The 14,478-nt window shown below is 54.1% G+C and carries 19 protein-coding genes; 9 read left to right on the top strand and 10 right to left on the bottom strand.

The window, feature by feature from the left end:
- Position 1: 1 nt before the first annotated feature.
- The 9 genes from IPM28_12885 to IPM28_12925 all read left to right on the top strand — a co-directional run bounded on the left by IPM28_12885 (position 2) and on the right by IPM28_12925 (position 6,856).
- Entirely contained in the window at positions 2 to 394 is a 393-nt protein-coding gene (locus IPM28_12885; protein ID MBK9173876.1) for a YjbQ family protein, read from the top strand.
- Positions 391 to 870 carry a DUF3052 family protein gene (locus tag IPM28_12890; GenBank protein MBK9173877.1) on the top strand — a complete coding sequence of 160 codons (480 nt, stop codon included), beginning with the start codon at positions 391 to 393 and terminating at the stop codon, positions 868 to 870. Before IPM28_12885 ends, IPM28_12890 begins: the two co-directional genes overlap by 4 nt.
- A gap of 53 nt (positions 871 to 923) precedes the next feature.
- On the top strand, positions 924 to 1,526 hold the full coding sequence (locus tag IPM28_12895; GenBank protein MBK9173878.1) for a YdeI/OmpD-associated family protein: 603 nt from the start codon (positions 924 to 926) through the stop codon (positions 1,524 to 1,526).
- A gap of 27 nt (positions 1,527 to 1,553) precedes the next feature.
- On the top strand, positions 1,554 to 3,074 hold the full coding sequence (locus tag IPM28_12900) for a DUF853 family protein (GenBank protein MBK9173879.1): 1,521 nt from the start codon (positions 1,554 to 1,556) through the stop codon (positions 3,072 to 3,074).
- 11 nt (positions 3,075 to 3,085) lie between these two features.
- Positions 3,086 to 4,150 carry an exo-alpha-sialidase gene (locus tag IPM28_12905; protein ID MBK9173880.1) on the top strand — a complete coding sequence of 355 codons (1,065 nt, stop codon included), beginning with the start codon at positions 3,086 to 3,088 and terminating at the stop codon, positions 4,148 to 4,150.
- Positions 4,150 to 4,422 carry a MoaD/ThiS family protein gene (locus tag IPM28_12910; protein MBK9173881.1) on the top strand — a complete coding sequence of 91 codons (273 nt, stop codon included), beginning with the start codon at positions 4,150 to 4,152 and terminating at the stop codon, positions 4,420 to 4,422. The genes IPM28_12905 and IPM28_12910 overlap by 1 nt, the downstream gene beginning before the upstream one ends.
- Positions 4,423 to 4,453: 31 nt before the next feature.
- On the top strand, positions 4,454 to 5,335 hold the full coding sequence (locus IPM28_12915; protein MBK9173882.1) for a hypothetical protein: 882 nt from the start codon (positions 4,454 to 4,456) through the stop codon (positions 5,333 to 5,335).
- A 17-nt stretch (positions 5,336 to 5,352) separates the two neighbouring features.
- On the top strand, positions 5,353 to 5,946 hold the full coding sequence (locus IPM28_12920) for an ASCH domain-containing protein (protein MBK9173883.1): 594 nt from the start codon (positions 5,353 to 5,355) through the stop codon (positions 5,944 to 5,946).
- Positions 5,947 to 6,373: 427 nt separating this feature from the next.
- On the top strand, positions 6,374 to 6,856 hold the full coding sequence (locus tag IPM28_12925) for a transposase (protein ID MBK9173884.1): 483 nt from the start codon (positions 6,374 to 6,376) through the stop codon (positions 6,854 to 6,856).
- 6 nt (positions 6,857 to 6,862) lie between these two features.
- Here the strand turns inward: IPM28_12925 and IPM28_12930 are convergent, their stop codons facing one another.
- From IPM28_12930 to IPM28_12975, 10 genes are all read right to left on the bottom strand, one after another.
- On the bottom strand, positions 6,863 to 7,267 hold the full coding sequence (locus tag IPM28_12930; protein ID MBK9173885.1) for a type II toxin-antitoxin system VapC family toxin: 405 nt from the start codon (positions 7,265 to 7,267) through the stop codon (positions 6,863 to 6,865).
- On the bottom strand, positions 7,264 to 7,509 hold the full coding sequence (locus IPM28_12935) for an AbrB/MazE/SpoVT family DNA-binding domain-containing protein (GenBank protein MBK9173886.1): 246 nt from the start codon (positions 7,507 to 7,509) through the stop codon (positions 7,264 to 7,266). Before IPM28_12935 ends, IPM28_12930 begins: the two co-directional genes overlap by 4 nt.
- A 219-nt stretch (positions 7,510 to 7,728) precedes the next feature.
- Positions 7,729 to 8,781, bottom strand: a complete 1,053-nt coding sequence (locus IPM28_12940; protein ID MBK9173887.1) for a tetratricopeptide repeat protein — start codon at positions 8,779 to 8,781, stop codon at positions 7,729 to 7,731.
- A 6-nt stretch (positions 8,782 to 8,787) separates the two neighbouring features.
- The gene (locus tag IPM28_12945; GenBank protein ID MBK9173888.1) at positions 8,788 to 9,966 is read right to left on the bottom strand and encodes a DUF1343 domain-containing protein; all 1,179 of its coding nucleotides are present in this window, start codon (positions 9,964 to 9,966) and stop codon (positions 8,788 to 8,790) included.
- Positions 9,967 to 10,104: 138 nt separating this feature from the next.
- Positions 10,105 to 10,437 carry a YegP family protein gene (locus tag IPM28_12950; GenBank protein MBK9173889.1) on the bottom strand — a complete coding sequence of 111 codons (333 nt, stop codon included), beginning with the start codon at positions 10,435 to 10,437 and terminating at the stop codon, positions 10,105 to 10,107.
- A 117-nt stretch (positions 10,438 to 10,554) separates the two neighbouring features.
- Positions 10,555 to 11,037: a hypothetical protein gene (locus IPM28_12955; protein MBK9173890.1), complete on the bottom strand. Its 483-nt coding sequence runs from the start codon at positions 11,035 to 11,037 to the stop codon at positions 10,555 to 10,557.
- A gap of 15 nt (positions 11,038 to 11,052) precedes the next feature.
- On the bottom strand, positions 11,053 to 11,349 hold the full coding sequence (locus IPM28_12960; protein MBK9173891.1) for a hypothetical protein: 297 nt from the start codon (positions 11,347 to 11,349) through the stop codon (positions 11,053 to 11,055).
- Positions 11,346 to 12,089 (bottom strand): succinate dehydrogenase/fumarate reductase iron-sulfur subunit, encoded by a 744-nt coding sequence (locus IPM28_12965; GenBank protein MBK9173892.1) that lies wholly within the window; start codon positions 12,087 to 12,089, stop codon positions 11,346 to 11,348. The genes IPM28_12960 and IPM28_12965 overlap by 4 nt, the downstream gene beginning before the upstream one ends.
- Complete coding sequence (locus IPM28_12970; GenBank protein ID MBK9173893.1) at positions 12,086 to 12,670, bottom strand: hypothetical protein; 585 nt, start codon at positions 12,668 to 12,670, stop codon at positions 12,086 to 12,088. Before IPM28_12970 ends, IPM28_12965 begins: the two co-directional genes overlap by 4 nt.
- Positions 12,670 to 14,478: a fumarate reductase/succinate dehydrogenase flavoprotein subunit gene (locus IPM28_12975; GenBank protein MBK9173894.1), complete on the bottom strand. Its 1,809-nt coding sequence runs from the start codon at positions 14,476 to 14,478 to the stop codon at positions 12,670 to 12,672. The genes IPM28_12970 and IPM28_12975 overlap by 1 nt, the downstream gene beginning before the upstream one ends.

Here is a 14,478-nt window from a genome sequence, read left to right on the forward strand (position 1 = left end):
AGTGAAAACGATTTCGATCAGATCAAACTTACGCGAATCGATGATCGAGATCACGACGGAGGTCTCGACGTTGCTTCGGGATGCGGGTGCGACGGACGGTGTGTGCGTTCTTTTCACGCAGCATACAACATGCGGGCTGACGATAAACGAGAATGCCGATCCTGATGTAAAGAGCGATATGCTCGGGTTTTTGCGGCGGCTGATACCGCAATACGACGGGCACTTCACGCACTTCGAACACAATTCCGACTCGCATATCAAGGCGTCGCTGGTCGGCTCGAGCGTAACGGTGCCGTTCGAGAACGGGAAGCTCTGCCTCGGCCGGTGGCAGGGAATATACCTGTGCGAATTCGACGGGCCGAGGGAAAGAACCGTTCTGGTGACGATAATATGACCGCCGGATATTCGGGAACGCCGCTGGCGAAAAAGCTCGGCATCAAAGAAGGGATGACGGTGGCGGTTGTTGACGCGCCGGAGAATTATGCCGAGTTGGTCGGGCCGCTGCCGGTGGGTGTAAGGGTGTTTAGCGGGACGGCAGATGACATGGTCGCTGCCTACACCCCGTTCCGAGATGCTCCGGCGGCGACCCCGCCTGCTCCCGGTTCTGACCCTGCCGATATTCTTCATTTATTTACCAACACGCGCGATGGTTTGTTTCGCGGACTGGCCGACGCGAAACACCGGATAAAACAGAACGGAGCGATCTGGGTCTCATGGTACAAAAGGGCCGCAAAGCTGCCGACCGAGATCACCGAAGACACGATACGCGAGGCCGCTCTGCCGCTCGGGCTGGTGGATGTAAAGGTCTGCGCCGTCGATGAAAAATGGTCAGGCCTAAAGTTGGTCATACGAAAAGAAAATCGTATATAATCGCTCAGTTCTCAGATACCTGATCCACCGACACGAGGAGGAGCGAATACGCGATGCCCAACGTTGACCCGCGAATCGACGCATACATAGAAAAGTCGGCTGATTTCGCAAAGCCGATCCTTACGCACATCCGCAAACTTGTTCACAAGGCGTGCCCGGACATCGAAGAAACGATGAAATGGAGCATGCCCCATTTCGATCTCAAAGGCCCGGTCTGCAACATGGCGGCGTTCAAGCAGCATTGCGCGTTCGGCTTTTGGAAACAGCAGATGCTGAAACACCCGAGTATCGACTCTGACCGAAATACTCTGAGCAGCTTTGGCAAGATCACATCGCTCAAGGACCTGCCGAAGGACAAGGTGATAATCGACCTTATCCATCAAGCGATCGAACTCAACGAAAAAGGCATCAAGGCCCCGCAAAAGAAGCCTTCCGAAAAGAAGGAACTCGTCGTTCCCGATGTGCTTGAAAAGGCACTTAAGAAGAACATCAAGGCGAGGGCGGTATTCGAGAATTTCAGCTACAGCCACCGAAAGGAGTACATCGAATGGATCAACGACGCAAAGACCGATGCGACGCGTGAAAAACGCCTCGGAACTACGATCGAGTGGCTGACCGAAGGAAAAAGCAGAAACTGGAAGTACGAGAAGTGTTAACAGATCAGGGAGATACAAAAAACTAAAATGGCAGATCCGATCCTAGTCGCAAAACGAGACGCATCAGAGTTTTTTCTGCTGCCGCAAATGGCAAACCGCCATGGGGTCATTACCGGTGCTACCGGGACGGGCAAGACCGTCACGCTGCAAAAGCTTGCCGAGGGCTTTAGCCAGCGGGGCGTGCCTGTCTTCATGGCCGACATCAAAGGCGATCTGACCGGCATCAGCCAACCCGGCGGAATGCACCCAAAGATCCTCGAGCGGCTGAAATCGCTCGGGATGGAGAACGTCGCGTTCGAAGGAAGCCCCGTCACCCTTTGGGACGTCTTCGGAAAACAGGGACATCCGCTGAGGGCGACCATTTCCGAAATGGGGCCGCTGATGTTATCGCGGATCCTGCAGCTTAACGAAACGCAGGAGGGTGTTCTGACGCTTGCGTTTAAGGTCGCCGATGAGCAAGGCTTGCTCCTTCTCGATCTGAACGATCTGCAGCAGCTGTTGATCTATGTCGCAGAAAATGCCGATGAATTTACGACCAAGTACGGCAATGTCTCGAAGGCCTCGGTCGGTGCGATACAGCGGGGCTTACTGCAGCTCGAACAGCAGCAGGGCGAGGTCTTTTTCGGCGAGCCTGCGGTCAGGCTTGAGGATTTCATGCAGACGCTGGGCGGAAAAGGCGTTCTCAACCTGCTTGCCGCCGATGATCTTATCAATTCGCCAAAGGTCTATTCGACCTTCCTGCTCTGGCTCTTGTCGGAATTATTTGAAATGCTGCCCGAAGCGGGCGACCTTGATAAACCCAAGATCGTCTTTTTCTTCGATGAGGCCCATCTGCTCTTCGACGATGCGCCAAAAGCGCTTGTGGACAAGATCGAACAGGTCGTCCGGCTTATCCGTTCAAAAGGCGTCGGCGTCTATTTTGTGACTCAAAGCCCGGCGGATATACCGGATTCGGTGCTTGCTCAACTCGGCAATCGCGTGCAGCATGCGCTGCGTGCCTATACGCCGAAAGAGCAGGAGGCGGTGAAGGTTGCCGCAAAGAGCTTTCGCGAGAATCCGAACGTCGATACCGTAAAGACCATTACCGAACTCGGCGTCGGCGAGGTGCTGATCTCGTGTCTTGATGAGAAAGGCGTGCCGACGATGGTCGATAGGGCGTTCGTCGTGCCGCCTGTCAGCCAGATCGGGCCGGTGACACCGGAACAGCGTGCACAGCTGATCGCAACATCGCTGGTTGCCGGCATTTACGAAAAAGAGATCGACCGTGAATCGGCGTTCGAAATACTGACAAAACGTGCCGACGAGCGGATGGCAGCCGAAGCGGAGGCGAAGGCCCAGCTGGAAGCTCAAAAGGAAGCAGAGAAACAGGCGAGGGCCGAGCGTTCAGCGGCACGCGGTCCTGACACGCTGATTGAATCGGTGACAAAGAGCGTAGCACGATCGGCGAGTTCGTCGATCGGACGGCAGATCGGGAATACGATCGTTCGGGGAATACTCGGCGGCATTTTTGGAGGAACTACCTCGAAGAAGAAATCGAGCTGGTTTTGAGGTTGAAAACGATGTCAGATGAAACGTTATTGATGGTCGGTACGGCGAAGGGCTTGTTCATACTTCGCGGCGGTAATGGCAAATGGTCGATCGACGGGCCGCACTTTCCGGGCCTTGCGGTCTATTCGGCGTTCCTCGATCAGCGGAAGGGCAGGAACGAGATGTGGGCCGCACCCGCGAGCTGGCATTTCGGCGCCGAACTTTGCAAGAGCATGGACATGGGCAAGACCTGGGATCAGCCCGAGAAACGCCGCATCAAGATGCCCGCCAATACGAAAAAGTCGCTTGAGAATATCTGGCAGATAGCCGCCGGTGGCGATAACGATTCGCTATACGTCGGCGTGGCACCCGCGGCGCTGTTTGAATCTCATGACCGCGGAGCGACATGGAAACTGAACTCCGGCCTCTGGAAACATCCGCACCGCAAGCAATGGCAGCCGGGCTTCGGCGGCCTCTGCCTGCACACGATCGTCACCGACCCGAAGAACCCTAAGGACATCAAGATCGCGATCTCGACCGGCGGGGTTTATCAATCTGCCGATGGCGGCGAAACATGGCGGGTGACGAACACCGGCGTCTCGGCCTATTTCATGCCGAACAAATATCCCGAGTTCGGGCAGTGCGTCCATAAGATCGCCCGCCATCCATCAAAGAAAAAGCTGTTCTTTCTTCAAAATCATCACGGCGTTTACCGCAGCCGCGACGGTGCCATTACGTGGGAAGAGATCGAGACCGGGCTGCCGTCGAACTTCGGATTTGGCCTGACGGTGAGCGAGGCCGGGTCGGCGTTCATCGTTCCGCTCCAAAAGGACGCCGAGCGATTTACCTGCGAGGGCAAGCTGCGCGTTTACCGCACCCGCGACGAGGGCAAAAGCTGGCAGCCGCTGACAAAAGGATTGCCTCAGAAAAATGCCTATGAGGTGATATTGCGCGATGCGGTCACCTCGACCGGCAACAACATCTTTTTCGGCACAAAGAACGGCAAGCTCTTTGCCTCGCACGACGACGGCAATTCGTGGAAGATGATCGAAGGCTCGCTGCCCGAGATCTGCTGCGTAAAGGCATACACGCTCTAATGAAGGTTTATCTAAGCGGCCATTTGAAAGCATTTACCGGCGGTGAAACGGAGGTCAGGCTGGGCGATGGACCGGCGACTGTCGGCGACGCGCTGATTGAACTTTGGTCGCAGCACCCTGCTCTCCGCGAGCGGGTATTGAACGAGCAGGGCGAGATCCGCACGCACGTAAATGTCTTTCTCGGCGACAAAAGCGTGAAGCAAGCCAAGGGCCTTGAGACGGCGATCGATGCGGACGAACTGCACATCTTTAACGCTGTAAGCGGCGGATAGTCCCATTACCAATTTGTTTTATCGAACGAATATGAAATCCTTTCTTATTCTACTCGTCCTGTTTGCCGCTAATGTCTGTGAAGGACAAATAGACCTCGATTCAAAAAGCATCGGTAATCTCGTCTCGATCGCTGACCTGCATTCTAAAGGCGGTAATCCCTCCGAATATGCCGCTTCACTTGATCAACTGCGGACCCCTCGCTTGAATAAATTGGTCGATACGATCGTCGCTCTTGGCAAACGAGACGGAACGATGCTTGATTCTAAGTTTCTGCAAAGGCCGGGTGATGATGAGCTGTACTTCTGGTACGTCATTAGAGAGATCCACTATAACCGCGTTTCTGAAACCAGGAAGCCGCGCCCAAACCTAGAGGTGGCTCAAGAAACCATAGCGAAGGAGATCGATAGCCGTTGGTTACTAGACAATTACTATTACCGAATCAGAAGCGGCATTGCGTCATATTTCAATGAAGCAGATCTGAGCAAACTTGATATCAAGATCGACGAACTCGGATTTAGAGACAAGACCGAACGGGCGATTTTCTATTTCAACATTGTGGAAGCGCTGGCCGGCGGTCGATTTATGGCGCTAATGATCTCTGGAAACGAAAAGAAGATCTTGACGTTCACCGATCGGATGCCGAGCTTCAATGGCAAACCGTATTACATGTTTGATGAGTTCGACTATCCCGATTTCGAATGGATCGGGTACGAAAAGGTTGAGTCGTATAATCAAAGGCATTTTGAGCGGTTATACATGACACTGTATGCGCATTTTGAGGCGGAATCTGACTTTCGAGATAAGCGCAAGGCCGAGGAGATCCTGCGCAATTCGATCCTAACCAATCGCGACTATTTTAAGTTTAGCGGAATGCAGAAGCGGCTGGAGCCGCTATTGAAACCGCGGCCTTAAACGGTAAACACAAGCTAATGCTCATAAAGAATGCAATTTTGGACCGCATCAAGGCGGGTGAGATCAAGCTGATCTTTCGCCGATGGAAGAAATGCGGCGTCAAGGCCGGCGGAACGCAGATGACGCAGCTTGGCGTGCTCGGCATAGACGCGGTCGATATCGTAAAGGAAAACAAGATCACGCCGGCAGATGCGGCGGCTGCCGGGTTTGGTTCGAAGAAAGAACTTCTCGCCTCGATGCCGCCGGCCGAGGAGGGCACGGACATCTATCGCATTGGTGTGCATTGGGTCGGCGAAGACCCGAGAAAGTCACTTCGGGCAAAAGACAAGCTATCGAAAACCGAACTCGACGACATCGTCGCAAAACTCCGAAAGCTCGACGCCGGCAGCAAACGCGGGCCATGGACGCAATTGTACCTGCAGATGATCCGCGACCAGCCCAACACCCACGCACAGATCCTCGCCGAATCCGTCGGCCTCGATATCCCGACCTTCAAACCCTGGGTCCGCAAGCTAAAGGCCCTCGGCCTGACCGAATCGTTGCGGCCGGGATACAAATTGTCGCCCCGCGGTCATAAGGTGCTCGAAACGCTAACGCGGAAACACGAATAATAGCGGGTCTAAGTCCCGATGAAAGTCGTTCAGCTAAATAAGAGTGTGTGTCTTACAACTGGGTATTATGACCCGAACCCAACACGCTTTCGTCCCGAGGAGCCGCCGGTTTCAGAACGACAACTTCCATTAGTGTTCAAGTGTGACCAGTGCCATACCGAGATCGCTTTCAAAACAAGTGATCTAGAGAAACACTGCGATTCGAACTTCACTAATCTGAGCGATGATCAATCGAAGCAGTTTGCGAGTTTCATCGCTGAAAACGACCTCAATGATCTTTCATTTCTCGATTTCCCCTGTCCGAACTGTAAACGAGCGGTCATGATTCTATATAGGTGTGGACCTTCCGGCTATTGGGGTGAATTCTCGTTCGAGATCGAATCGGTGCTTGTCCTGAACGCCTAGGTAATTCAAGTACGTCAACAAAATGAAGAAGTCGAATGACCAAACGAAGAGTCTAAAGGACCGCTTGACGATACTTATCCACGTAGTATTTTCTACGAAAAACCAGGCAAATCTCATCGATGAGAGAATTGCACCGTTGCTCTATACGTGTATCGAAGGGGTTCTCTGGGAACCATATCATTCACCGGCTTTGGCTACGGGAGGTGGAAGCGATCACGTGCATATTTTACTCGGCCTTTCGCGTACTGTGACGCTTGACGTCTTGGTTCGTGAGGTGAAGGAACGCAGTGCCGTGTTCATGCGATCACTTGGTGAGAAGTACAAGAATTTGGAATGGCAGGAAGGCTTTGCTGCCTTCACTATCAGCCGCTCCGACGCAAAAGAAATAGAAACTTATATCTTGCGTCAACGGGAGTTTCACGCCAAGACTTCATTTCAAGATGAATATCGTTCGATCCTGACGGAACACGGCATTGAATACGACGAGAATGAAATGTGGGATTGATCTGAGCTACGGAGCGATCAGTTCGACCGAAGGAAAGTATCGTTTGAATCTGCGAGGATCGCGGGTGAGAACTCGGAAGCCCGAGACCTCGGCATGTGCGCCGATGTAAAAGTCTGGCATCGGCGTGGTCCGCGAGCCGCCCTTTCGGCGGTATTTTACGAATGCACGGCCGGCAAGAAATGCAGCCGCGAACGGAAGCGGCTCACGCCTGTAAAGGTCCGTGGGAAGCCTTGCATCCAATTCCTCGATCCGCTTAAAACCCGACGCGACCTCGGCATAAATGATCGGGTTGATCACAACTGCCGAATCGTTCATTACGGATTCCAGTGCGGACGAAGACCATTCGAGCCAACGAGCGTCGCCCGTTAACACGTCGATCAAAACACTGCTATCCACCAGGGTCTCTTTCAGTCGGTACCTCGCGTCAACGCTAAGATCTCGTCCGTGGTCAGCCCCTTATCCGTCGCAGAGCCCGCAAGGAGTGCGACCGCACGAGCACCGCGGCTCATGTGACCGTTCTTGTTGGATTTACGCTTCTTAAGCGTCGCCGAATCACCGCGTACGATGAAGTCGACTTCACTGCCCGGACGGATCCCGAGTTTCTCGCGGACGTCGATCGGTATTGTGACCTGTCCTTTTGTCGTAACTCTCATGGTATTACTCCTTTGGTAATACCTGCCGAAGTATTACCTCGTAAAGTAATACTAGCATCGAGATAAGGTGAATACAACAAAGACGCTCGCCGGGCTTCGCCGAAGGCATTGAGGCCGGCGGCCCACGATGTTTCGATCTCTTTTAGCAAAGCTCCCGATTCGATCGCCTTTCGGATCTTGTCGGTGCCGCAGAGCCAGCCGGCGCAGCAATAGACGGCTTTAGCGGCACGGCCACAAATACATGCCGCCAAGTTTTTGATACGTTTGCTCGTCGGCCTTAGCAAGGTCTTTCTTGCCCAGCGAACAGTAAGCGGAGGCTCGGCTTGCGTAATAGAGCGGATTCTTAGGTTCGAGTTCGATCGCCTTCGTAAAATCCTTGACCGCCGATTCATGATCCCGCACGTCAGAATAGCTTTGACCGCGTCCGAAATAGGGCTTTGCAGACGCCGGAGCGAGTTCGACCGCTCGTGTATGATCTGCAAAACACACTGAGATCTTCTTTAGCGAACAATTATATTTTGCCCTCTGAGTGTAAGCATCTGAATATCTCGGGTTCAACGCGATGGCTGCGGTCGCATCATCAATGGCTAGTGAGTCATTTTTCATACCAAAGTGGGCCTGCCCCCGCCAGTTCCGATATTCGGCAGCCTTTGGTTCAAGCTTTATCGCTTCGTCGAGATCCGACAACGCTTTTTCAAAAAACTCCTCATCGTATCCGGCCAACAAAAGGTTAGCCCTGCCGCGTTTTGCCAGAACGGAATGTTGTTTCGGCGCGATCTTTAGTATGTGCGTGTAATCGGCAATTGCCAGATCGAGTTTCGCTGTATCCAGCTGCTGAGCCCGTTCATAAATATCGAAATAAACGTCACCGCGAACCTCACGGATCTTCAGATTTCCGGAATTGAGTTCGATCGAACGGCTCAGATCGGCAATCGCAGCGTCAAGGCTTCCATTTGCCCGGAGTATCTCGCCACGGGTCCAAAGTATCGCCCAATTTCCCGGCTTTATCCGGTTAGCTGTATCGATATCCGCCAAAGCCTGACGCAGATCCCCTTTCGCCTTGTACGCTTCTGCCCGAACCAGATAGCAGCCTTGATTCTGTTCGAGCCGCAAACATTCGCTTGCGGACTTGATCGCCTGGTCGAATTCACGTTTTTCAGCCTGGCGGACCGCAAGGTTCATCCATTCCAGCGGCGTTTTCGGAACAGATTGAGCAACCGCGCCAATGACAAAAGCCAAACAAAGGAACATAACCGAAAAAAAGATCTTCATATTGTTCTAATACAGCAGATACGGCTTTCTTGCTTCCGCAAATTCGTTCAAGCCATCAGACCAAGAATCTTCTATCTCTTTAAGCGAAGCTCCTGATTCGATCGCTTTGCGGATCGTGTCGGTGCCGGAGACGACGTCGAAAGGATTTTGGTCAAAGACGTATTCGTAGGGGTCTTTTTTCCATTCGAAGTGCTCGGTGTAAAGGTCGTAGGCGGTCTTGATCATCGCGATCCCGACGATGACGGGCGTGAACGCTTCGCGATCGGTGACGTGTATCTGGACGCCTCCGCAAAGCCGGCTGGCGCATTTTTGAAACGTCGGGATGAAGTTCGTTTGGCGGAAAGCGACGCCGGGAAAGTTGTAGGCTTCGAGAGCCGCGGCCCAATCGTACGCATCGATGAACGGCGCGCCGTTTATCTCAAAAGGCTTGGTCGTCCCGCGGCCCTCGCTCATTTCGGTGCCTTCGATGTGGACCGTCGCCGGAAAAACGACACAAGTATCGACGGTCGGGATATTCGGCGAGGGCAGCACCCAAGGCAATCCGGTCTCGTCGCCCCACATATCGCGCCGCCAGCCGTCCATCTTGACGACCTCAAGCTCGCAGCCGATGCCAAAGTGTTCGTTGAACAGCCGGGCAAGCTCGCCGGTCGTCATGCCGTGGCGGGTCGGTATCTCGAACTGGCCGACGAATGACTTGAACTCGTGTTCGGTGATGTTGCCCTCGATGGCGTTGCCGCCCAACGGGTTCGGCCGGTCACAGACGACGACGCGTTTGCCGAGCCGCTTGGCCGCGCGCATGCAGTTCGCCATCGTGTAGACGAACGTGTAGATGCGGCAGCCGACGTCTTGCAGGTCGAAGACGATCGTGTCCACGTCCGCAAGCATCTTGTCGGTCGGCTCGCGGGTCTCGCTGTAGAGCGAATAGATCGGCAGGCCCGTACGTTTATCGACCGTGTGGTCGGTCTCGATCATGTTGTCCTGCACATCGCCGCGGATGCCGTGCTGCGGGCCGAAGAGCGTGGTCAGGTCGATCTCAGGATGCTCAAAGAACACATCGGCCGCGTGGCGAAGATCGGGCAGAACGGTCGCCTGATTGCAGACCAACCCGATCCGCTGGCCTTGAAGAAGGTCGAGGCGGTCACTCAGCAATGCCTCAATTCCGGGACGAATTCTTTTACTGTTCATGTTTGAAAACTCGAGGAACGATCTCGAAGAAAAGATTGGGAAAAGTATCCCGCAAAGACACAAAGACGCAAAGTCCCGGCAAGCAAAACGAAGCCCCGAGCGAACCGGCTCGGGGCAACGTGTCAGCGGTCTTGAAATCTATTTCGCGTCGACGACCGGAGCGTCGGGCGCATTCTTGCCGACCGAAGCGATGCCATTCTCCATCGAGCGTTTTGTCTTGTACATTTCGCTTTTGCCGATGGGCTCGCCGTTGGCAGCCTTCAGCACAAAATAGACCGATCCGTCCTTCGCCGTTTTGCGTTCGAAGCGTCCGTCGGTCGTCGCGTTCTTTTTCACAGAAGCGATACCGCCCTCGGCGCTCTTTCGCGAATCGTAAGCTTCGCTGCTCAGTATTATCTGTCCGTTAGATGCCTTAAGATTGAACCGAAATTTGCCGTTCTTGCCGGCCTTGATCTCAAATTTTCCTGCCATAGATCGACTCCTAAAAGTAATATTAAATTCAGATTGCCTGAGGGATAATTCTCTGATTCGCCAAAGGATACCATAGACGGTTTCGCCCGACCAACCACACGACCGGGTCGGCAAATCTTATTCGAGAAAATCTCCGGCGCTGACCTGACGCGGTTCGAGCTTGTTGCGGTTGACGATGCGGGCGCAGCCGTTCCAGCGAAGGATAGCATCGTCGTTTCCGGCAGGCCTTATTGCCTCGGCCTTTTCGAAGTGGTCCATTGCGCGAGAGAACAACTCGTAGGCATCGAGGCCGCCTTTTGCCAACACGGCTTTCGCCCGGCGTTCATAAACGATGCCGGTGTAATAGAGCTTCTGATATTCATCGGTCAGCTTTGCAAGATAATCGTTGATGTGGGTATCGCCGACGGCATAGTCTTTTCCGAAGCGGTCGCTCATTGCCAGAACGATGTTTTTGATCGCTTCCTGATTGTCGGGATCGACGGCGAGTATGTCGAGATAGATGCTTTCGGCGGCACCGGGTTCGTTCAGCAATCGGTAGCGGTTCGCTTTCTCAAGAGCGGCAGCGACAGCATCGTGCGAAAGGGGTTTTAGTTCAAACATAAGCTTTGCCTCGCGTCAATCATTGGCCTGCGGTGCAGATCCCGATCCGGCGTACGTCTTTTCGTTACGCCGCCAGTTAAGATATCCGACAGCAAGCCCGAAAAGCGTCGCATGAAAAAAGAAGGTCGTCCACGTTCGTGACGAACCGAAATACTGTCCGAACGTCTGTCCTTCGTCACGCAAAATGAAATAGCCGACGACCTGCATAACAACGGCAAACGAACCGCCGGAGATCAGAATGCCGTCAAAGAACAGATATCTTTTGAGACCGGCATCGCGTTTCTTCTGCCAAAGCTCTCGCGAATACTTCATTTCTTTCTGAAAAGCCTGACCAATTTCTTGAGCGGATCGTAGTGCTCATCGACCACTCGCTCTTTGAGCGGGATGATCGCATTGTCGGTGATCGTGATGTGTTCGGGGCATACCTTGGTGCAGCATTTCGTGATGTTGCAATATCCGATGCCGAACATATCCTTAAGATCTTCGGTCCGATCCTCGGTGTCGAGCGGATGCATCTCGAGCGCCGCAGTATAGACAAGGAACCGCGGCCCGATGAACTCCTGGTGCTTGCCGTGGTCGCGCAGAACGTGGCAGACGTCCTGACACAAATAACACTCGATGCACTTTCGAAATTCCTGAACGCGGTCGATGTCGTCCTGCTGCATTCGCCAGGTGCCGTCTTCGGCGTCGGGCGGACGAGGCTTGAATTTCTTTATCCGTTTTTTTACTTCGTAGTTCCACGAAACGTCGGAGATCAGATCTTTGATCGCTGGAAAGGCCCGCATCGGCTCGATCGTCACCGGCTGCGTCAGATCGATCGTGTCGAGCCGCGTCATGCACATCAGCTTTGGCATGCCGTTGATCTCGGCCGAACACGACCCGCACTTGCCGGCCTTGCAGTTCCAACGGCAGGCGAGATCGGGTGCAGATTCGGCCTGGATCTGATGCACGGCATCGAGCACGACCATGCCCTCGCTCACATCGGTCTGATAGTCGATCATCTCACCGCTCTCGCGGCCGCCGCGTCGAATGCTGAATGTTGCGGTTGTCATTTGGGTATCGCGTCTAATGTTGCTTTGGCCTTTTCAATTAGCTGCCGAAACTCGACGAGTTGCTCAATCGGAAGGAAAACAGATTTGGCGCCTATAGATCCAGCCGAAAGTGCAACCTTGAGACGATTACTCGAATCGTTGAAAGTTGTAATCTCGAAGTCACCTTTCGTTTTGAATTTGGCTTCGAAATTCGCAAGTTGAGTCACTGATTTGTCCGCCTTTGCGACATACTCCAGCCCTTTGATCAACCCATCAATTTCTTTAAGTTCGATAAAGCTTCGTCGGGTGGTTGAATAACGCTCATTATCCGTGACTTCAACAGCAACACCCAGTACTTTATTTCGATTTGATGCGTCAACGAACTCGAATGCGGTTACCTCGACTGTGCCTCCGAGCCCAGACATAGAGCCAATCTTTGTAAAACCCTTTACGATTACAGTGCCGAGGCGCTCTTGGAACAAATCGAGTTCAGTTTTTTGATCATTTGTGGGTGCTTGAGCTGCACTTCTGGTTGCCTGGCTCGATGCATCTACAATCCCACAAGACAAAATAACAAATACCGTCAAAACTGCTGTTCTCATTACCCCATTTCCTCTATAACTTGTTTCAACTCTACAGGCATTTCCGGGATCGGTATCCGCGAGACCTGCATTTTGCCGTCAACCTGCCTTACCGCGATATTGACCTTGCCAAATTCCGGATCCTTTTCCGGGTAATCGTCGCGAAACTGTCCGCCGCGGCTCTCTTTGCGTTCGATCGCAGATAGGGTTATCGCTTCTGAAACGGTGAGCAGGTTTCTGAGGTCAAGCGCCGTATGCCAGCCGGGATTGAAATCGATATTTCCGGGGACGAAGGTGTTTGCGGCCCGGAAATTCAGTTTTTCAAGGCCATCCAATGCCTCGAGCATCTCGATCTCTTGCCGGACGATGCCGACCAGATCCTGCATCATCTCCTGCAGGTCGTGCTGTATCGCAAAAGGGTTCTCGCCGCCGTCACGCTCGAAGGGCTCAAGTGCGCGTTTTGCTTCGGCTTCGATCTGGGCGACGTCCATCGAGCCGTGGCCGTTCTCCTTTGCAAATTGCGCGGCATATTCGCCGGCCCGTTTGCCAAAGACGATCAGGTCGGAGAGCGAGTTGCCTCCAAGCCTATTTGCACCGTTGATGCCGGATGCACACTCGCCGGCAGCGAACAGGCCAGGCAAGGTCGAGGCCTGCGTATCGGCATCGACGCGGATGCCGCCCATGATGTAATGGGTCGTCGGGCCGACCTCCATCGGCGTCGTCGTGATGTCGAGATTCGCGAGCTGCATGAACTGATGGTACATCGACGGCAGCTTGCGTTTGATGTGTTCGGGCGCGTTCTGGATCTTTTCTTTGATCCAGGCGATATCGAGGAAAACACCGCCGTGCGGCGAACCGCGGCCCGCCTTTACTTCGCGGTTGATACATCGCGCGACATGGTCGCGGGTCAACAGCTCAGGCGGACGGCGTGCGTTCTTGTCCCCGGTGACGTATCGCCAGCCTTCTTCCTCGTTATCGGCGGTCTGATCCTTATAGTTTGCCGGGATGTCGTTGAACATGAACCGCTCGCCGAGGTTGTTCTTGAGGATGCCGCCCTCGCCGCGGACGCCTTCGGTCACGAGAATGCCGCGGACTGACGGCGGCCAGACCATGCCGGTCGGGTGAAACTGGATGAACTCCATATCGATCAGCTCGGCTCCCGCGTGATAAGCGAGTGCATGGCCGTCGCCGGTTCCTTCCCAAGAGTTCGAAGTGATCTTGTAAGCGCGGCCGACGCCGCCGGTCGCAAGAATTACGGCTTTGGCTTTGAAAACGCGAAAACGCCCGTGCTCGCGTTCATACGCAAAGCAGCCGACAACGCGGTCGCCGTCTTTGAGCAGCGAGATCACCGTCACTTCCATGTGAACATCAATGCCCTGATGGATGCCGTGATCCTGCAGCGTGCGGATGAGTTCGAGTCCGGTGCGGTCGCCAACGTGCGCAAGACGCGGATACCGATGCCCGCCGAAGTTTCGCTGAAGGATCTTGCCGTCCTTTGTCCGGTCGAACACGGCTCCCCAGGCCTCGAGTTCGCGTACGCGGTCCGGTGCTTCCTTGGCGTGAAGCTCGGCCATACGCCAGTTATTGACATACTGGCCGCCGCGCATCGTATCGGAAAAATGAACCTTCCAATTGTCGCGGTCGTCGACGTTGCCCATCGCCGCGGCCATCCCGCCCTCGGCCATCACCGTGTGAGCCTTGCCAAGCAGCGATTTGCATATCAGCCCGACGCTGACGCCGGCCGCGCTCGCCTCGATCGCCGCCCGCAATCCAGCTCCACCGGCACCGATAACTAGAACGTCGTGTTCGAATGTTGTGTAATCCGTCAT

Source organism: Chloracidobacterium sp., from assembly GCA_016716305.1.
GTDB lineage: Bacteria > Acidobacteriota > Blastocatellia > Pyrinomonadales > Pyrinomonadaceae > OLB17.